We start from the raw sequence: 18,202 nt of genomic DNA on the forward strand, positions 1-18,202 counted from the left end.
CTCAGAAGTGAAACGCCGTAGCGCCGATGGTAGTGTGGGGTCTCCCCATGCGAGAGTAGGACACTGCCAGGCATCAAATAAAGCCGAAAGCCCTGAACTGACGTTCAGGGCTTTTTGCTGTGCGTAAAACGTAAAAAAGCGCAGCTACGCTGCGCCTTTCAACCACTCGACAATAAAATCGGCGATGCTTTCCGGCTGATTGAGATCCAACTGCTTAGCCGTGATGGATAGCGGTCGGTCGCTGGCTACCGCCACGACAAACTGATCCAGCATGTCTTCTAGCGGCCTACCGATCTCGGCCCGATAAAGCAGGATCTTGCTGACCGGCTCATGTTTGAACCCTTCCACCAGAATCAAGTCGACCTTATCGGCATCAAAACGCTCTGCCAGGTAGCGTAGATCCAAAGGTTGTTGCTCCGGCGTTTCGGTCATCAATGCCCAGCGGCGATCGCTGGCGACCAACGTTTGGTCGGCACCCGCTTTGCGCAGCTCATAGCTGTCTTTACCCGGTGTATCCACATCCATATCGTGGTGCGTATGCTTTATCAGCCCAACCCGCACCTGGCGCTGTTTCAGCAGCGGGATCAGCTGTTTGAGCAAGGTGGTTTTTCCCGTTCCGCTATAGGCACCGATGGCCAGCAAAGGGGGCAATGAACGATTCATTACTTTAGCTCTCGTGCTTGCTGCCAATTCCGACAGTCTTCCGGCGTATTCAGGTTATGAAATGCCGCTTGTTGTCCGCAGAACGCCACGCGTTGTGCCCCAATTTGATGCAGGAACAGCATCAGCTTGCGTTCACCTCGGGCCAGATAGTCAGCCAGCTGCGGTGCTATTTGGCTATGCAATAACGCCAGCGTAGGGTGATCTCGTTCACCATCGCTGGCAAAGGCCGCCTGCGCCGCGCCTTTTTGCCGCCAGAGTTGTGCGACTAAGTCGGCGGGAAAGTCGGGGACATCACAGGGGACAAAGACCACCCATTCGCTGTGAGCCTGTGTGAGCCCGGCGAGCATCCCGGCCAACGGCCCGGCGAAGTCGGGCGTCAGATCGCCAATCACCGGCAAACCGCTCGCCTGGTAACGTGCCTGATTGCGATTGGCGCTGATGGCGACGGAGGCCACCTGCGGGCGTAACCGAGCCAATACGTGTTGATAGAGTGCGATCCCGCCAATCGACACTAGGCCTTTGTCTTCACCGCCCATGCGCGTGGCCCGTCCGCCGGCCAAAATGACGCCGCTGATTTCTTTATGCATCTCGTTTATCCCGCCTTGTCGATGCGCTGATTGTAGCGCTAAAGCCAGCGCGACATCAGGATTTACCTTTATTGACAAGCCGGTTCTTTCACTGCGTGGGTAAGCCTGTTACTTTGTGAGTTTATTCATGCTATTGGACGATATTGAGATGAAAACGCATCGCGTAAACGAGTTGATCGAGCTGTTGCACCCGGCCTGGCAGGAAGATCCCGATCTCAATTTGATGCAGTTTTTGCAAAAGCTGGCGAAGGAAGCGGGCTTCCAGGGCGAGTTGTCCGAATTGAGCGATGATATTCTTATTTACCACCTGAAAATGCGCGGTAGCGCCGGCACGGATCAGATCCCGGGTCTGAAGAAAGATTACGAAGAAGATTTTAAAACGGCGCTGTTGCGCGCTCGCGGCGTTATCAAGGACTGATCCTCGTGCGGTGCGAGAAAGCATAGCGCGTGAAATGCGTCATTAATGCTACTATTTCTCATTCCCGGCACCATGCTGTCAGCGATCAAACGAACGTTATGAATAACTCTGCTTTTAATTTCGACACCCTGTCGCCCGATTTGATTATGGACGCGCTAGAAGGGATTGGCCTGCGCGTTGATTCCGGCCTGACGGCGCTGAACAGCTATGAGAACCGCGTCTATCAGTTTATGGACGAAGATCGCCGACGCTACGTGGTGAAGTTTTACCGTCCAGAGCGCTGGAGTGCCGCACAAATCGGTGAGGAACATCAGTTCGCTCTGGATCTGGCCGGCGCGGAGATCCCGGCGGTGGCGCCGCTGGCGCTGCAAGGCACTACGCTGCATATGCACGGCGGTTTTTTCTTTACGCTGTTCCCCAGCGTGGGGGGCCGGCAATATGAGATAGACAATCTGGATCAGTTGGAATGGGTAGGCCGTTTTCTGGGGCGTATCCATCAGGTCGGCGGTGAGCGTTTGTTTGCTGAGCGGCCGACCATGGGGATTGAAGAGTATCTTATTGCCCCGCGTCAGGCGCTGGCCGATTGCGAGCTGTTGCCGGCAGCGCAGCGTGAAGCGTTCCTGCAGGCGACGGATAACCTGATTGCGGCGATCAAGCCGCACTGGCATCTGAACTGGCAGCCGCGTCGTTTGCACGGCGATTGCCATCCGGGCAATATTCTGTGGCGCGACGGCCCGCTGTTTGTCGATCTTGATGACGCGCGCAACGGCCCGGCGGTGCAGGATTTGTGGATGCTGCTGCACGGTGAACGTCGCGATCAATTGATGCAGCTGGATGTCTTGCTGGAGGCGTACGGCGAATTTGCCGAGTTCGATCAGCGCGAGCTGGCGTTGATTGAACCCCTGCGGGCGATGCGCATGGTGTATTACCTGGCCTGGGTCGCTCGCCGTTGGCAGGATCCGGCCTTCCCTAAGAGTTTTCCGTGGATGGCGGAGTCTGATTTCTGGTTGTCTCAGACTGCGGCCTTCACCGAACAGGTTAAGCTGTTGCAGGAGCCTCCTCTGCAGCTGACGCCAATGTATTGAAGCTTTAACACAATGGAGAGTTTAGTCTTATGAAAAAAATATGGTTGGCGCTCGTTGGCATGGTGATGGCATTCAGTGCCTCGGCGGCACAGTTTAGCGATGGCACTCAGTATGTGACCTTGGACAAGCCGGTGACCGGCGAGCCGCAGGTACTGGAGTTCTTCTCCTTCTACTGCCCGCACTGCTACCAATTTGAGCAGGTCTATCACGTGTCCGAAAACGTGAAAAAGGCGCTGCCTGCCGGCACCAAAATGACCAAGTACCACGTGGAGTTCCTGGGGCCACTGGGCAAACAGCTGACTCAGGCGTGGGCGGTGGCGATGGCGCTGGGCGTGGAAGATAAAGTAAGCCCGCTGATGTTTGAAGCGGTGCAGAAAACCCAGACCGTGCAAACGCCGGACGATATCCGTAACGTCTTCGTAAAAGCGGGCGTGACCGCCGCAGATTATGACGCAGCTTGGAACAGCTTCGTGGTGAAATCTCTGGTGGTTCAACAGGAGAAAGCCGCGGAAGATCTGCAGCTGCGCGGCGTGCCGGCGGTATTTGTGAACGGCAAATACATGGTTAAAAACGATGGCCTGGATACCAGCTCGATGGACGCTTACGTGAAGCAGTTCGCCGACGTGGTTAAATTCCTCAGCCAGCAGAAATAAGCCTGATTCAACATGAAAAACGCCGGCATTGCCGGCGTTTTTTTTATCCATATTGCCGCTTCAATTTATCCAGCAACCGGTCTTTTTCCTGCCACAGCGTATTCAGCCATAGCTGGAAGCGCCGCTTGAACAGCTTGTCGTTGAAGTAGTCCCCGTGCAGGGTTTCATCGATCGGCAACGTCTCAATTCTTACTACGATACGCGTCAGACGACCGCACAGCATGTCCAGAAAAGGCCGTTGGTTATTTTCCGGATAGAGCAGGGTAACGTTCAACACTTTGTCGAACTGATTGCCCAGCGCGCTAAGGGTAAACGCGATGCCGGCGGCTTTGGGCGCCAGCAAATTGCGGTAGGGTGAATTGCTTTTAATTTTCTTGGCTTCGGTGAAGCGCGAACCTTCGACGAAATTGACGATGGTGGTTGGGCGCTGGCGGAATTTTTCGCAGGAACGGCGCGTCGTTTCGATATCCTTGCCGCGTTTCTCCGGGTGCTTGAGCAAATAGGCACGGGAGTAACGTTTCATGAATGGCATATCCAGCGCCCAGCATGCCAGGCCGACGAAAGGTACCCAGGCGAGCTGTTGCTTGAGGAAATACTTATTCATTGGAATATGATTTCTGAACAGCACGCACAACACGACAATGTCTGACCAACTTTCGTGATTGCTGATCAGCAGATACCAGTTTTTACGATCCAGCCCTTCCAGCCCTTCAATATCCCAACGCAATTGCCCGTTAATACGCAATAACAGCGCCAGCCCCTGACACCAACACCACATCATGAAATCGGCGAAAGCCGAGATATATCGCCAGACGGCGGGAATGGGCACCAGGAGTTTCACGATGCCGGCCAACGTGATGGGGATGGAACACAACACCGTCACCAGAATGGTGAGTATGACGGAAATGATAAAGATAACAGGCGTTAACAATCTTGGCATGGTTATGGGCTGACGGTTGTTGGGAACATCGTTGCATGCCAAAGCGCATGAACAAAAGCCTATTTTAACAGAGATCGTCGGGGTAAAGCGCCGCTAAAAATCACTGTTTTTCGTCTCATCGGATAACCATTTGCTGAGTTTTCGTGCAACTTTCCCAGCTTGTGCTAGGGTAATTGAGGCGCCGAATTTGATTAATAGTGCGATTAAAATCCGGCGAAAGTTATATCCACAAATTCAATAAAAACCAGTAATAAAGCGTCGCCGGAATTCGTTCTTTTAACGCGGTGATTTAAATAGGAATTTTATTCGCCGTTATAACGATAATCACAGCGTTATAATTCGGTCTCTTTTCTATGCACAAAGTTATCCACAGGTAAGATCTTGCGGATCCTCGCGCACCATCACATCATTTTCGTCCGCAATGCACGCTAAGGTTCGTCTCCGGCGGCCAGCTATGGCATGCTTACCCCTATGTCCGATCACGATAAAGAAACGCTATGGCCCAGATTGCAGAAAACCCACTAATCCTGGTTGACGGTTCCTCCTACCTCTACCGCGCTTATCACGCCTTCCCGCCGCTGACCAACTCGGCGGGCGAGCCAACCGGCGCGATGTATGGCGTGCTGAATATGCTGCGCAGCCTGCTGCTGCAGTATCAACCGAGCCACGTTGCCGTGGTGTTTGATGCTAAAGGGAAGACCTTCCGCGACGATCTGTTCGCTGAATACAAGTCACACCGGCCACCGATGCCGGACGATTTGCGTGCGCAGATCGAGCCGCTGCACAGCATGGTCAAGGCGATGGGCCTGCCGCTGCTGGTGACGCCCGGCGTTGAGGCGGACGACGTCATCGGTACGCTGGCGCTGGAGGCCGAAAAGGCCGGCCACGCGGTGCTGATCAGCACCGGCGACAAAGACATGGCGCAGTTGGTGACGCCGAACGTCACCCTGATCAATACCATGAACAACACGATCCTCGGCCCGCAGGAAGTGTGCGATAAATATGGTATTCCGCCGGAGCTGATCATCGACTTCCTGGCGTTGATGGGCGATTCATCGGACAACATTCCCGGCGTGCCGGGCGTGGGCGAGAAAACCGCCCAGGCGTTGCTGCAGGGGATCGGCGGGCTGGATGCGCTGTACGGCAATCTGGAGAATATCGCCACGCTGAGCTTCCGCGGCGCCAAAACCATGGCGGCCAAGCTGGAACAGAACAAAGAGGTCGCGTATCTCTCCTATAAGCTGGCGACGATCAAAACCGACGTCGAGTTGGATCTGACCTGTGCGGACCTGACGGTCTCCGCGCCGGATGTCGACACGTTGCAACAGCTGTTCAAACAGTACGAGTTCAAACGCTGGCTGGCGGACGTGGAGGCCGGCGTCTGGCTGGAAAACAAGAAAGGCGCGGGCGCGAAAGCTGCCGGCGCCGCCAAATCGGCCATCGCTGCGGAAACGCCGAAAGCGCTGGCGGAGGCCAAGCTGTCTCAGGACGGTTATGTCACCATCCTGGACGAAACGACCTTTACCGACTGGCTGGCGCGGCTGAAAAAGGCCGACGTATTTGCCTTCGATACCGAAACCGATGGCCTGGATACGCTGACCGCCAATCTGATCGGCCTGTCCTTCGCGATCGCGCCGGGTGAAGCGGCTTATTTGCCGGTGGCACACGATTATCTGGATGCACCGCCACAGCTGGATCGCACCTACGTGCTGGAAGCGCTCAAGCCGCTGCTGGAAGACGAGAAAGCGCTCAAGGTCGGGCAAAATCTGAAGTTCGATATGAGCCTGCTGGCGCGCTACGGCATCGAGATGCGCGGCATCGCCTATGACACCATGTTGGAGTCCTATGTGCTGGACAGCGTCGGTGGCCGTCATGATATGGACAGCCTGGCCGATCGTTATCTGGGCCACAAAACCATCACCTTCGAAGAGATCGCCGGCAAGGGTAAAAACCAGCTGACGTTCAACCAGATCGCGCTGGAGCAGGCGGCGCCTTACGCCGCCGAAGACGCGGATGTCACGCTGCAGCTGCACCTGGCGATGTGGCCGCAGCTGAAACAGAGCGCGGAGCTGCTGACGGTATTCAATGAGATTGAAATGCCGCTGCTGCCGGTGCTGTCGCATATCGAACGCACCGGGGTGCTGATCGATCCGGCCATTTTGTCGGCCCACTCTCAGGAGCTGGCCAAGCGTTTGGCGGAACTGGAGGTGCAGGCCCATGAGCTGGCGGAAGAGCCGTTCAACCTGGCGTCGACCAAGCAGCTGCAGGCTATCTTGTACGAAAAACAAAAGCTGCCGGTGCTGAAGAAAACCCCGGGCGGGGCGCCGTCCACCAACGAAGAGGTGCTGGCCGAGCTGGCGCTCGACTACCCGCTGCCGAAGGTGATCCTGGAATACCGCGGCCTGGCGAAGCTGAAGACCACCTATACCGATAAGCTGCCGCTGATGATCAATCCGGTCAGCGGCCGGGTGCATACCTCGTACCATCAGGCGGTGACCGCTACCGGCCGTCTCTCCTCGAGCGATCCGAACCTGCAGAACATCCCGGTGCGTAACGATGAAGGGCGACGCATTCGCCAGGCCTTTATCGCGCCGGAAGGCTACCGCATCGTCGCGGCCGACTACTCGCAAATCGAGCTGCGCATCATGGCGCATTTGTCACAGGATGAAGGGCTGCTGAAGGCCTTCGCCGAAGGGAAAGACATTCACCGCGCCACGGCGTCGGAAGTTTTCGGCGTGCCGTTGGATAAAGTGACCGGCGAGCAGCGCCGCAGCGCCAAGGCGATTAACTTCGGCCTGATTTACGGTATGAGCGCCTTCGGCCTGGCGCGTCAGCTGGGGATCCCGCGTGGGGAAGCTCAGCGCTATATGGATCTCTACTTCGAGCGTTACCCAGGCGTGCTGGACTACATGGAGCGTACCCGCCAGCAGGCCTCAGAACAGGGCTATGTCAGCACGTTGGATGGTCGCCGTCTGTACCTGCCGGACGTCCGCTCCAGCAATGGCATGCGCCGCAAGGCGGCCGAGCGCGCCGCTATCAACGCCCCGATGCAGGGCACGGCAGCTGATATCATCAAGCGTGCGATGATTGAAGTCGACGCCTGGCTGCAAGGGCAGGAGAAGCCGTTGGTGCGCGCAATCATGCAGGTGCACGATGAATTGGTGTTTGAGGTGCACGAGTCGGTGCTCGAAGAAGCCAGCCAACGTATCCGCCAATTGATGGAAGGCAGCATGACTCTGGCGGTGCCGCTGAAGGTTGACGTGGGCGTCGGCATGAACTGGGATGAGGCGCACTGATCGTCGGGTTATCGCCGGATGCGCTAACTGGCGATAACCTAAGCACTTTTCGTAATTAAGCTACAAGATTCGGCGATAGTTTCCCCAACTTCGCCGTTCTTGCGCCGCAAATTGTGTAAGTAAACTACAAAAAATTCTTTTGCCCTGCGAAAAAATGATGTAGAGTTACAGGCGTAGGGTACAGAGGTAAGATGTTCTATCTTTCAGACCTTTTACTTCACGTAATCGGATTTGGCTGAATATTTAGCCGCCCCAGTCAGTATTGACTGGGGCGTTTTTTATTGTAAAAACAGCAGCAAACCATACGTTTTTCCTATCGCTCCGCACCGCTTTTCGTTCCTGCTTCCATCCTTTCGACTCGCGTAATCCGGCGAGATAAGCCAGCCCTGGCGATAAGTTTTTATGATGGCTTTATTTCAAAACTGTAATTAGATAACAAAAAATTTTGTCTGCGGCCGTTCGACGGGGATAAAAAAGCCGATGCGGTGAGGCATCGGCTCTGGCGTTAGGCCTGGGCTTATTCGCCGGCTTCGTCTTCTGGCAGCACTTCCGGCGGGATCTCGTTAAACCAGGTGTCCAGCTTCTGGCGCAGTTTGTCGACGCCGATCTTTTTCAGCGATGAGAAGGCTTCGACCTGGATATCCCCCATAAACGGCAGCACCGCTTCACGCACCATGTTGAGCTGCGCCTTGCGTGCGCCGGAGGCCAGCTTGTCGGCCTTGGTCAGCAGCACCAGCACCGGCGTGCCGACGTCGACCGCCCACTGGATCATCTGCTGGTCGAGATCTTTCAGCGGATGGCGAATATCCATCAGCACCACCAGGCCTTTCAGGCTGTTGCGCATCTGCAGATATTCGCCCAGCGCGCGCTGCCATTTGCGCTTCATCTCTTCCGGCACTTCGGCGTAGCCATAGCCCGGCAGGTCGACCAGGCGGATGCCGTCTTCCACTTCGAACAGGTTGATCAGCTGGGTGCGCCCCGGCGTTTTACTGGTGCGCGCCAGGCTTTTTTGGTTGGTCAGCGTATTCAGCGCGCTGGATTTACCGGCGTTGGAACGGCCGGCAAAGGCGACTTCAATTCCTGCATCCCCCGGCAGATGGCGAATATCGGGTGCGCTGGTGACGAAATGGGTCACATGATAGTTGTAGTTCTTGCTGGTCAAAATTTTTCGTCTCCGTGAGGATGGCTAACTGGTTGGCGATTATAACTGCATCAGCGGTAAAAATGGCGTGTTTCTCCGTTTTTAAGCGGCGGGACGCGATAAAACGGCAGTTATGCCGCGCGTGCGTTGTGAGACATTTGCCATTCGAATCGCGGGTAATGTCGCTTTATTCGAAAGTGATATTTTTGTTTTTGTTTTAAAAACAAAGCGTTGTTTTTTCGTTGTAGGGAAATGTCGTTCAAATTGGCGTCAGGTGCCTTGAGCCTTCGCAACAATAACGTAAAGTAGTCGTTAACGCAGGGTTGCGCAGGATTAGGGAACATCCGGGAAGGATGACAAATCTCAGGGAATGCACAGGGCGTGCAATGAGTGCCAGGATGAACGCAAAAGGAAGTGACCCTTTCGCACCGGAACAGGCGGCAGGCACATCGGATGGTGAAGTATCGGCAGTTTGGATGCCCGCAGGAAGCGCGCTCGGGAAGAGCGGATGCGAATGGATTGCGCCATGGACGATTTTCCTTTCAGGATGAAGGACGTAGTGGCAGGGAATGCGGTTATAGCAGAAGGAAAAACCGGGATGTTGCATGTACGCAAGGAGCGCGTAACAGGAATACCCTTCGCAAGAAGGTGCGAAATAGGCGGCAGGTTTAACCTGCCGCCTTTTTTCTTTGTCCGCTTTCTGCTAGATTCCGCCGCAATTCTATACTGAATCTACATACCTAAGAGCACACGCTATGAACCAGCCATCAAAAGCACCTCGCGGCAGCGCGGCGAAGTCAAAAACGAAAAAGAAAAGCCGTATGGAGCTCGATCAGGAAGCGCGTGAGCGCAAACGCCTGAAAAAGCGCCGCGGCCTCGCTTCCGGTTCGCGCACCCAGGTCGAGTCCGGCAGCCAGAAGAACAAATCGGCGGCAGAAGCCAAAGATCCACGTATCGGCAGTAAAGTGCCGGTTGCGCTGGTGGTCGACGAAACCAAAGTGAAGGCCAAACCGCAGCCGAAGCCGAAGGCCGAAGCGAAACCACGCCTGTCGCCGGAAGAAGAGTTGGCGAAGCTGGAAAATGACGAGCGCCTGAACGCGCTGCTGGATCGCATCGACGACGGCGAAACGCTGAACGCGGAAGAGCAGACCTATGTCGACAAAACGCTGGATCGCATCGATGTGCTGATGGACGTGTTGGGTATCGAACTGGGTGAAGACGACGACGAAGAAGAAGAGAAGCAGGAAGATATTCTGAAGCTGCTGAAAGGCGGCAATCCGAAAGACGCCTTTTAACGCGCCATGTGGCTAATCCCGACAATAGCCCTACTCTTGATGTGTTATCTGCTGTGGTTATTCGGTAAACTATGGCGGCTGTCTAAGCGCAAAGCGCGTTTTCGCAGTGCTTCCGTGGCCAGACAGCGCAGACAACCGCCTCTCTCCCGGCCCGGTAGAAAAAGATATCGGAAGGAGTGAGCATGTCAGAGCAGACGATTGTCTGGGATTTGGCCCTGATCCAAAAATATAACTACTCAGGGCCGCGTTATACCTCATACCCCACGGCGCTGGAGTTTAACCAGTGCTACGACGAAGCGGCGTTTCAACGCGCCGCTGCGCGCTATCCTGAGCGACCGCTGTCGCTGTACGTGCATATCCCCTTCTGCCATAAGCTGTGCTACTTCTGCGGCTGCAACAAGCTGGTGACGCGCCAGACGCACAAGGCCGACGAATACCTGAACGTTTTGGCGCAAGAGATCGCCAGCCGTGCGCCGCTGTTCGCCGGCCGTAAAGTCGGCCAGATGCACTGGGGCGGCGGTACGCCGACCTACCTGGACAAAGCGCAAATCAGCCGGCTGGTGGCGTTGCTGCGCGAACACTTTGATTTCCTGCCCGATGCGGAGATGTCGATCGAGGTCGATCCGCGCGAGATAGAGCTGGATGTGCTCGATCATTTACGTGCAGAAGGCTTTAACCGTCTGAGCATGGGGGTGCAGGATTTCAACAAGCAGGTGCAGCAGCTGGTCAATCGCGAGCAGGACGAAGCCTTTATTTTCGCCCTGATTGAGCGGGCCAAAGCGCTGGGCTTCCGCTCGACCAATATCGATCTGATCTACGGCCTGCCGAAACAGACGCCGGAAAGCTTCGCTTTCACGCTGCAGCGGGTGGCTGAACTGAATCCCGATCGCCTCAGCGTGTTCAACTACGCGCATATGCCGAACTTGTTCGCCGCCCAGCGCAAAATCAAAGACGCCGATCTGCCGGGCGCGCAGCAGAAGCTGGATATCCTCCAGCAGAGCATCGCGTTCCTGACCGACGCCGGCTATCAGTTCATCGGCATGGATCACTTTGCCCGCCCGGACGACGAGCTGGCGATCGCGCAGCGCGAAGGCAAGCTGCACCGCAATTTCCAGGGTTACACTACTCAGGGCGACAGCGATCTGCTGGGGCTGGGCGTGTCGGCCATCAGCATGCTCGGCGACAGCTATGCGCAGAACCAGAAAGAGCTGAAGCGTTACTATGACAGCGTGCAGGCGCAGGGCAACGCGCTGTGGCGCGGGCTGGCGCTGACGGACGACGATTGCCTGCGGCGCGATCTGATCAAAACGCTGATCTGTAACTTCCGATTGGCGTATCAGCCGCTTGAACGGCAATACGGCATCGATTTCACCGCTTACTTCGCCGAAGACCTGCAGCTGCTGGCGCCGTTTGAACGCGATGGGCTGGTGGAGCGCGACGAGCAAGGCATTCGCGTCACGCCGCGCGGGCGCTTGCTGATCCGCAATATCTGCATGTGCTTCGATCGCTATCTGCGGCAACAGGCGCGCAGCCAGCAGTTCTCTCGGGTGATCTGAGGATGAAAAAACAGCCGCTGATGCGGCTGTTTTTTTAACTGAAGAAGTTAATCAGCGCGGCGCACAACACCGCGGCGACCGCCGCCTGCGGGGTGTGGCTGGCGGCGGAGCCCAGCTCCGCGCCCTGAGAAATGAACACGATGAATGAGTCCAGCATCGTCAACCTCCAGAGTGTGCGACACGATCATACTGCGCCCGCTCCGGCTGTAAAGCCTGAGGTTGGCGTTTTTTTGTGCGCCGGACTGCGTTTTTCATCATCCACCCACGCTCCTATTCCATGCCCAGCTCTTTGAGCTTGCGGGTCAGAGTATTACGCCCCCAGCCCAGCAGGCGTGCGGCTTCCTGTTTGTGCCCCTGGGTGTGGCGTAGGGCGGTGGTGAGCAGCGTACGCTCCATCTCCGGCTGCGCTTCCGACAGCAGGTTTTGATGACCGGAACGCAGCGCGCGATCGGCCCACTGAGCCAGCAGCGTGGCCCAGCTGTCCGGCAGGCTGTGGCTGGGGCTCTCCGGCGCGGCGGTTTCGAACAGTTCGCTCGGCAGATCCTGAATCAGCACCTCTTGCCCGGCGGCCATCACCGTCAGCCAGCGGCAGGTATTCTCCAGCTGGCGCACGTTGCCCGGCCAGGGCAGGCGGGTCAGCGCGGTTTCGGTTTCCGGATGCAGGTTCTTGGCCTCGACGCCTAACTCTTTGGCGGCGATCTGCAGGAAGTGGCGCGCCAGCCGCGGGATGTCTTCCCGGCGCTCGCGCAGCGGCGGCAGGTGTACGCGGATCACGTTCAGGCGATGGAACAGGTCTTCGCGGAACTTGCCTTCCTGTACCCGCAGCTCCAGGTTTTGGTGCGTGGCGGCGATAATGCGCACGTCGACCTTCACCGGCGCATAGCCGCCGACCCGGTAGAACTGGCCGTCCGCCAGCACCCGCAGCAGGCGCGTTTGCACGTCGAGCGGCATATCGCCGATCTCGTCGAGGAACAGCGTGCCGCCGTCGGCCTGTTCAAAGCGCCCCTGACGGATTTGGTTCGCACCGGTGAAGGCGCCTTTCTCGTGGCCAAACAGCTCCGACTCGATCAGGTCTTTGGGGATGGCTGCCATGTTCAGGGCGATGAACGGCGACTTGGCGCGCGGGCTGTGGCGGTGCAGCGCATGCGCCACCAGCTCTTTGCCGGTGCCGGATTCGCCGTTGATCAGCACGCTGATCGACGAACGCGACAGCCGGCCGATGATGCGAAATACGTCCTGCATCGCCGGCGCTTCGCCGATGATGTCCGCCGCCGGATCGCTGGCCGGCTGGCTGCGCACCGGCTGCTGCTGCTCCTGATAATGGCTGATGGCGCGCTCGACCAGCGCCACTGCTTCGTCGATGTCGAACGGCTTCGGCAGGTAGTCGAAGGCCCCTTGCTGATAGGCGCTGACGGCGGCGTCCAAATCCGAATGCGCGGTCATGATAATCACCGGCAGCATCGGATGGCGCTGTTTGATCTGTTTGAGCAGCGCCAGACCGTCTATACCCGGCATGCGGATATCGGATAGTAGCACGTCGGGGGTTTGCGTGGCCAAGGCTTCCAGCACGTCATTGCCGCCTTCGAAGGTGGCGCAGCTCAGGCCCGCGCCGGTGAGCGCGCGCTCAAGCACCCAGCGGATGGAGCTATCGTCATCGACGATCCAGACTATCCCTCGTTGCATAGCAAACCTCACTGACGAATGGGCAGGTAGACCGAGAATTCGGTATGACCTGGCCAACTGTTGAATTCAATTTTTCCGCAATGCTGATCGATCAGATTGCGGGCGATGGATAATCCCAGGCCGGTACCGCCTTCACGGCCGCTGACCATCGGGTAGAACAGCGTGTCCTGCAGCTGCGCCGGCACGCCGGGGCCGTCGTCTTCGACGTCGATACGTGCCGCCAGGCGGTAGCGGGTGCCGTGCAACGTAATCTGAAACGCGGTGCGGGTGCGCAGCGTGATGGTGCCGCCCGCCTCGCCCAGCGCCTGCAGCGCATTGCGGGTGATGTTCAGCAGCACCTGTTCTATCTGATCCGGGTCATGAGCCATTTCCGGCAGACTCGGATCGTAGTCGCGCACCAGCGTGACGTTATCCGGCATTTCCAGGGACACCAGTTGGCAGACGCGCTCCGCGACCTGATGAATGCTCTGGGTAATATGCTGGCCGGGCCGCTGCGGCCCGAGCAGACGATCCACCAGATTACGCAGCCGATCGGCCTGCTCAATGATCACCTTGGTGTATTCGGTCAGCGCCGGATCGGGCAGCGCTTTGGCCAGCAGCTGCGCTGCGCCGCGCAGGCCGCCCAGCGGGTTTTTAATTTCGTGCGCCAAACCGCGCACCAGATCGCGGGCTGCCACCTGTTGGGCATGTTGCAGCTGTTCCTGGCTCAGGCGGCGCTGATTGTCCATCGGCGCCAGCTCGACCAGGATATAGCCTTCCGGCAGCGCCTGAGCGGTCAGGGAAAGGATATGCGCGCGGCCGTCGACCACCAGGGTCACTTCGTTGTCCGTGAAGCCCTGCCCGGCGCGCAGGCTTTCACGCATCAGAGAGACGTTCAGCGAAAAATAACCGAGCAAATCGGGCAGCGGCGTGCCGAACAGCTTGCGGGAGCTTTGCGCCAGCAGCTGCTGTGCCGCCGGGTTGGCGTAGTGAACCGCCAGAGAGTCATCCAACAGCAGGATGCTGTTGATGAGTGAATTGAGGATCTGCCCAGCATCGGGCAGCTTGCCAGTTGCCATACAGCAGACTCCTGCACCTTTTTAGTGCATCTATCCTACTCCATCCGGGATCGGCGCGGTATGGAATAGTTTTGCAGAAAATACGGTGGAGAAAAAAACCCATCCGAAGATGGGCTGAAAGTTTCCACGGCAACAAAAAAGCGATAACAAAAATATGGGCGCCGTCCGCCTGCGCAGACGGCGCGGGTAGGGCTTAGACGCTGTAGTACAGTTCGAACTCAACCGGGTGTGGCGTCATACGAACGCGGTCCATCTCTTCTTTGCGCAGTTCGATGTAGGCATCGATCGCATCGTCGGTGAACACGCCGCCGCGGGTCAGGAACTCGCGGTCTTCGTTCAGTGCGGCCATCGCCTCGTCCAGCGAGCCGGCCACTTTTGGGATCTCGGCTTCTTCTTCCGGCGGCAGGTCGTACAGGTTTTTGTCCATGGCGTCGCCAGGGTGGATCTTGTTGATGATGCCGTCCAGGCCGGCCATCAGCAGTGCGGCGAAGCACAGGTATGGGTTAGCCGCCGGATCCGGGAAGCGGGCTTCGATGCGGCGCGCTTTCGGGCTGGCGACCACCGGGATACGGATGGACGCGGAGCGGTTACGGGCGGAGTAGGCCAGCATCACCGGCGCTTCGTAGCCCGGTACCAGACGCTTGTACGAGTTGGTGGTCGGGTTGGCCAGCGCGTTGATCGCCTTGGCGTGCTTGATGATGCCGCCGATGTAGAACAGCGCGGTTTCAGACAGGCCGCCGTATTTGTCGCCGGCGAACAGGTTGGTGCCGTTCTTGGACAGCGACATGTGGCAGTGCATGCCGGAACCGTTGTCGCCGAACATAGGCTTCGGCATGAAGGTCGCGGTTTTACCGAAGGCGTGCGCCACGTTATGCACTACGTATTTGTAGATCTGAATTTCGTCGGCTTTCTTGGTCATGGTGTTGAAGCGGGTTGCCACTTCGTTCTGACCGGCGGTCGCCACTTCGTGGTGGTGCGCTTCAACCACCAGGCCCATCTCTTCCATGGTCAAACACATGGTGGAACGCAGATCCTGCGAAGAGTCGACCGGTGGAACCGGGAAGTAACCGCCTTTCACCGCCGGACGGTGGCCTTTGTTGCCGCCGTCGTATTGGGTGCCGGAGTTCCAGGCGCCTTCGATGTCGTCGATAGCCACGTGGGAACCGCGGATGCTGCTGCCGAAGCGAATGTCGTCGAACAGGAAGAATTCAGGCTCTGGCCCGAACAGGACGGTGTCCGCGATGCCAGAGGAGCGCAGGAAGTCTTCGGCGCGTTTGGAGATGGAGCGCGGGTCGCGATCGTAGCCTTGCATGGTGCCCGGCTCGAGAATGTCGCAGCGAATGATCAGCGTAGGTTCTTCGAAGAACGGATCCAGAACCGCCGTGCTGGCGTCCGGCATCAGCACCATGTCAGATTCGTTGATGCCCTTCCAACCACCGATAGAGGAGCCGTCAAACATTTTGCCTTCTTCGAAGAAGTCGGCGTTTACCTGATGAGCCGGGATAGTCACGTGCTGTTCCTTACCCTTGGTGTCAGTGAAACGCAGGTCTACGAATTTCACTTCATGCTCATTCAGCATCGTCAAAACGTGTTCAGCGGACATACTTAACTCTCCCGGTTTATCATTGTCGTCGTCGTGGAACGAATCTGTGGAACTGGCTTTTTTTCGCCTTGAAAAGACTAAAGCGAAAAGCGTGCCAACTTTTTAAAAAGGCGTTCATCGCCTTTCTGCGCGGGTTTTACCCAGCCACAGTATGCACCATCAGCGATAAATTGCACTGTTATGGTGCAATCGGGGTGGGCGTGGGCACTGAAATGGTGCAAAAGTGCAACGATTGCGGCTTTTTGCACCGTGAAAGGGATCACAAACTGACCGGTACGCGGTTGTTTATAAGAGATGGTTGTGATCTTGTTTAGTCCCTCGCTTAATACGTGTACAATAGCGCGCTATTTCTAATGCCCGAGGCAAAGCTGTGATCGAAAATTTGCGTAACATCGCCATTATTGCCCACGTTGACCATGGTAAAACCACCCTGGTTGACAAGCTGCTGCAACAATCCGGTACTTTCGGAGAGCGTGCGGAAGCGACCGAACGCGTAATGGACTCCAACGATTTGGAGAAAGAGCGTGGGATTACCATCCTCGCAAAAAACACCGCCATTAATTGGAATGGTTACCGTATCAACATCGTGGATACCCCAGGACACGCCGACTTCGGCGGTGAGGTAGAGCGCGTGATGTCGATGGTTGACTCGGTGCTGCTGGTTGTGGATGCAATGGATGGCCCTATGCCGCAAACCCGCTTCGTGACCAAGAAGGCCTTCGCCAACGGTCTGAAGCCGATCGTGGTCATCAACAAGGTTGACCGCCCTGGCGCGCGCCCTGACTGGGTTGTGGATCAGGTGTTCGACCTGTTCGTGAACCTCGACGCGACTGACGAGCAGCTCGACTTCCCGATCATCTACGCTTCTGCGCTGAACGGCATCGCCGGCGTCGACCACACCGACATGGCGGAAGACATGACCCCGCTGTATCAGGCGATCGTCGACCACGTGTCTGCGCCGCAGGTTGAGCTGGAAGCGCCATTCCAGATGCAGATCTCCCAGTTGGACTACAACAACTACCTGGGCGTTATCGGCATCGGCCGCATCAAGCGCGGTAAAGTGAAGCCGAACCAGCAGGTCACCATCATCGACAGCGAAGGTAAAACTCGCAACGGTAAAGTGGGTAAAGTGCTGGGTCACCTGGGTCTGGAGCGTATCGACAGCACCCTGGCGGAAGCGGGCGATATCATCGCCATCACCGGCCTGGGCGAGCTGAACATCTCTGACACCATCTGCGACACCAATGCCGTAGAAGCGCTGCCGGCGCTGTCCGTCGACGAACCGACCGTCACCATGTTCTTCAACGTCAACACCTCGCCGTTCTGCGGTAAAGAAGGTAAGTACGTGACGTCGCGTCAGATCCTTGACCGTCTGAACAAAGAGCTGGTGCACAACGTAGCGCTGCGCGTTGAAGAAACCGACGATGCGGACGCCTTCCGCGTCTCCGGCCGTGGCGAACTGCACCTGTCGGTGCTGATCGAAAACATGCGTCGCGAAGGTTTCGAGCTGGCGGTTTCCCGTCCGAAAGTTATCTTCCGTGAAATCGATGGCCGCAAGCAGGAGCCATTCGAGAACGTAACGCTGGATATCGAAGAGCAGCATCAGGGTTCCGTGATGCAGGCGATGGGTGAGCGTAAAGCTGACCTGAAAAACATGGATCCGGACGGTAAGGGCCGCGTGCGTCTCGACTACGTGATACCAAGCCGCGGTCTGATCGGCTTCCGTAACGAATTCATGACCATGACTTCGGGCACCGGTCTGCTGTACTCCACCTTCAGCCACTACGACGACGTGCGTCCGGGCGAAGTGGGCCAGCGTCAGAACGGCGTGCTGATCTCCAACGGCCAGGGCAAAGCGGTCGCGTTCGCGCTGTTCGGCCTGCAGGATCGCGGCAAGCTGTTCCTGGGCCACGGTGCGGAAGTGTATGAAGGCCAGATCATCGGTATTCACTCACGCTCTAACGACCTGACCGTAAACTGCCTGACCGGTAAGAAGCTGACCAACATGCGTGCTTCCGGTACTGACGAAGCGACTACCCTGGTTCCGGCCATCAAAATGACCCTGGAGCAAGCTCTGGAGTTCATCGATGACGATGAACTGGTAGAAGTGACGCCAACCTCGATCCGTATCCGTAAGCGTCACCTGACGGAAAACGATCGTAAGCGCGCCAGCCGCGGTCCTAAAGACGCTTAATCGCTGATTGAGTGTCCTATGCTTAGGGCG

General features: G+C 57.2%; 16 protein-coding genes and 1 rRNA gene. 9 read left to right on the plus strand and 8 right to left on the minus strand.

What is annotated here, in order from left to right; genetic code table 11:
• A 5S ribosomal RNA gene (rrf, locus tag ACJ8J5_RS23025) occupies positions 1-72 on the plus strand; the annotation flags it as partial.
• A gap of 72 nt (positions 73-144) precedes the next feature.
• Here the strand turns inward: rrf and mobB are convergent.
• Positions 145-663: a molybdopterin-guanine dinucleotide biosynthesis protein MobB gene (mobB, locus tag ACJ8J5_RS23030; protein WP_060435241.1), complete on the minus strand. Its 519-nt coding sequence runs from the start codon at positions 661-663 to the stop codon at positions 145-147.
• Positions 663-1,250, minus strand: a complete 588-nt coding sequence (mobA, locus tag ACJ8J5_RS23035) for a molybdenum cofactor guanylyltransferase MobA (protein ID WP_025304724.1) — start codon at positions 1,248-1,250, stop codon at positions 663-665. The genes mobB and mobA overlap by 1 nt, the downstream gene beginning before the upstream one ends.
• A gap of 148 nt (positions 1,251-1,398) precedes the next feature.
• Between mobA and ACJ8J5_RS23040 the strand changes: the two genes are divergently transcribed.
• From ACJ8J5_RS23040 to dsbA, 3 genes are all read left to right on the plus strand, one after another.
• A complete protein-coding gene (locus ACJ8J5_RS23040; protein ID WP_004931268.1) occupies positions 1,399-1,668 on the plus strand; it encodes a YihD family protein in 270 nt (89 codons plus the stop codon).
• 98 nt (positions 1,669-1,766) lie between these two features.
• Positions 1,767-2,753: a serine/threonine protein kinase gene (locus tag ACJ8J5_RS23045; RefSeq protein ID WP_049209084.1), complete on the plus strand. Its 987-nt coding sequence runs from the start codon at positions 1,767-1,769 to the stop codon at positions 2,751-2,753.
• Between the two features lie 29 nt (positions 2,754-2,782).
• A complete protein-coding gene (gene dsbA / locus ACJ8J5_RS23050; protein WP_025304721.1) occupies positions 2,783-3,406 on the plus strand; it encodes a thiol:disulfide interchange protein DsbA in 624 nt (207 codons plus the stop codon).
• 43 nt (positions 3,407-3,449) lie between these two features.
• Here dsbA and ACJ8J5_RS23055 read toward each other — a convergent pair whose 3' ends face one another.
• Complete coding sequence (locus ACJ8J5_RS23055) at positions 3,450-4,346, minus strand: acyltransferase (protein ID WP_025304720.1); 897 nt, start codon at positions 4,344-4,346, stop codon at positions 3,450-3,452.
• A gap of 497 nt (positions 4,347-4,843) precedes the next feature.
• Here ACJ8J5_RS23055 and polA point away from each other — a divergent pair, with 497 nt between their 5' ends.
• Positions 4,844-7,642 (plus strand): DNA polymerase I, encoded by a 2,799-nt coding sequence (polA, locus tag ACJ8J5_RS23060; RefSeq protein ID WP_038630023.1) that lies wholly within the window; start codon positions 4,844-4,846, stop codon positions 7,640-7,642.
• A 191-nt stretch (positions 7,643-7,833) separates the two neighbouring features.
• On the plus strand, positions 7,834-7,881 hold the full coding sequence (locus ACJ8J5_RS23065) for a spot 42 RNA, inhibition of DNA synthesis (protein WP_071892919.1): 48 nt from the start codon (positions 7,834-7,836) through the stop codon (positions 7,879-7,881).
• A 278-nt stretch (positions 7,882-8,159) separates the two neighbouring features.
• Here ACJ8J5_RS23065 and yihA read toward each other — a convergent pair whose 3' ends face one another.
• Positions 8,160-8,804, minus strand: coding sequence for a ribosome biogenesis GTP-binding protein YihA/YsxC (gene yihA / locus ACJ8J5_RS23070; protein WP_019452177.1), 645 nt, complete (start codon positions 8,802-8,804; stop codon positions 8,160-8,162).
• 734 nt (positions 8,805-9,538) lie between these two features.
• On the opposite strand from yihA, the gene yihI reads away from it, so the two are divergent.
• Both yihI and hemN read left to right on the plus strand, forming a co-directional pair.
• The gene (gene yihI / locus ACJ8J5_RS23075; protein WP_072008264.1) at positions 9,539-10,078 is read left to right on the plus strand and encodes a Der GTPase-activating protein YihI; all 540 of its coding nucleotides are present in this window, start codon (positions 9,539-9,541) and stop codon (positions 10,076-10,078) included.
• A gap of 182 nt (positions 10,079-10,260) precedes the next feature.
• Positions 10,261-11,634: an oxygen-independent coproporphyrinogen III oxidase gene (gene hemN, locus ACJ8J5_RS23080; protein ID WP_049209085.1), complete on the plus strand. Its 1,374-nt coding sequence runs from the start codon at positions 10,261-10,263 to the stop codon at positions 11,632-11,634.
• A 34-nt stretch (positions 11,635-11,668) separates the two neighbouring features.
• Here the strand turns inward: hemN and ACJ8J5_RS23085 are convergent, their stop codons facing one another.
• The 4 genes from ACJ8J5_RS23085 to glnA all read right to left on the minus strand — a co-directional run bounded on the left by ACJ8J5_RS23085 (position 11,669) and on the right by glnA (position 15,978).
• Positions 11,669-11,791 carry a YshB family small membrane protein gene (locus ACJ8J5_RS23085; RefSeq protein ID WP_015379453.1) on the minus strand — a complete coding sequence of 41 codons (123 nt, stop codon included), beginning with the start codon at positions 11,789-11,791 and terminating at the stop codon, positions 11,669-11,671.
• A 113-nt stretch (positions 11,792-11,904) separates the two neighbouring features.
• Positions 11,905-13,317: a nitrogen regulation protein NR(I) gene (gene glnG, locus ACJ8J5_RS23090; RefSeq protein WP_025304716.1), complete on the minus strand. Its 1,413-nt coding sequence runs from the start codon at positions 13,315-13,317 to the stop codon at positions 11,905-11,907.
• Positions 13,318-13,325: 8 nt separating this feature from the next.
• Positions 13,326-14,375, minus strand: coding sequence for a nitrogen regulation protein NR(II) (glnL, locus tag ACJ8J5_RS23095; protein ID WP_004931246.1), 1,050 nt, complete (start codon positions 14,373-14,375; stop codon positions 13,326-13,328).
• A gap of 193 nt (positions 14,376-14,568) precedes the next feature.
• Positions 14,569-15,978 carry a glutamate--ammonia ligase gene (glnA, locus tag ACJ8J5_RS23100; RefSeq protein WP_033645173.1) on the minus strand — a complete coding sequence of 470 codons (1,410 nt, stop codon included), beginning with the start codon at positions 15,976-15,978 and terminating at the stop codon, positions 14,569-14,571.
• 370 nt (positions 15,979-16,348) lie between these two features.
• On the opposite strand from glnA, the gene typA reads away from it, so the two are divergent.
• Positions 16,349-18,172 carry a ribosome-dependent GTPase TypA gene (gene typA / locus ACJ8J5_RS23105; RefSeq protein WP_004931243.1) on the plus strand — a complete coding sequence of 608 codons (1,824 nt, stop codon included), beginning with the start codon at positions 16,349-16,351 and terminating at the stop codon, positions 18,170-18,172.
• The last annotated feature ends 30 nt before the right edge of the window (positions 18,173-18,202 follow it).

It is taken from the genome of Serratia sp. CY43202 (assembly GCF_052168755.1).
Taxonomy (GTDB): Bacteria; Pseudomonadota; Gammaproteobacteria; order Enterobacterales; family Enterobacteriaceae; genus Serratia; species Serratia bockelmannii.

Excerpts from the sequence above, each read along its gene's own strand:
- mobB (WP_060435241.1), bottom strand. The coding sequence starts at position 663 with ATGAATCGTTCATTGCCCCCTTTGCTGGCCATCGGTGCCTATAGCGGA.
- mobA (WP_025304724.1), bottom strand. The coding sequence starts at position 1,250 with ATGCATAAAGAAATCAGCGGCGTCATTTTGGCCGGCGGACGGGCCACG.
- ACJ8J5_RS23040 (WP_004931268.1), top strand. The coding sequence starts at position 1,399 with ATGAAAACGCATCGCGTAAACGAGTTGATCGAGCTGTTGCACCCGGCC.
- ACJ8J5_RS23045 (WP_049209084.1), top strand. The coding sequence starts at position 1,767 with ATGAATAACTCTGCTTTTAATTTCGACACCCTGTCGCCCGATTTGATT.
- dsbA (WP_025304721.1), top strand. The coding sequence starts at position 2,783 with ATGAAAAAAATATGGTTGGCGCTCGTTGGCATGGTGATGGCATTCAGT.
- ACJ8J5_RS23055 (WP_025304720.1), bottom strand. The coding sequence starts at position 4,346 with ATGCCAAGATTGTTAACGCCTGTTATCTTTATCATTTCCGTCATACTC.
- polA (WP_038630023.1), top strand. The coding sequence starts at position 4,844 with ATGGCCCAGATTGCAGAAAACCCACTAATCCTGGTTGACGGTTCCTCC.
- yihI (WP_072008264.1), top strand. The coding sequence starts at position 9,539 with ATGAACCAGCCATCAAAAGCACCTCGCGGCAGCGCGGCGAAGTCAAAA.
- hemN (WP_049209085.1), top strand. The coding sequence starts at position 10,261 with ATGTCAGAGCAGACGATTGTCTGGGATTTGGCCCTGATCCAAAAATAT.
- ACJ8J5_RS23085 (WP_015379453.1), bottom strand. The coding sequence starts at position 11,791 with ATGCTGGACTCATTCATCGTGTTCATTTCTCAGGGCGCGGAGCTGGGC.
- glnG (WP_025304716.1), bottom strand. The coding sequence starts at position 13,317 with ATGCAACGAGGGATAGTCTGGATCGTCGATGACGATAGCTCCATCCGC.
- glnL (WP_004931246.1), bottom strand. The coding sequence starts at position 14,375 with ATGGCAACTGGCAAGCTGCCCGATGCTGGGCAGATCCTCAATTCACTC.
- glnA (WP_033645173.1), bottom strand. The coding sequence starts at position 15,978 with ATGTCCGCTGAACACGTTTTGACGATGCTGAATGAGCATGAAGTGAAA.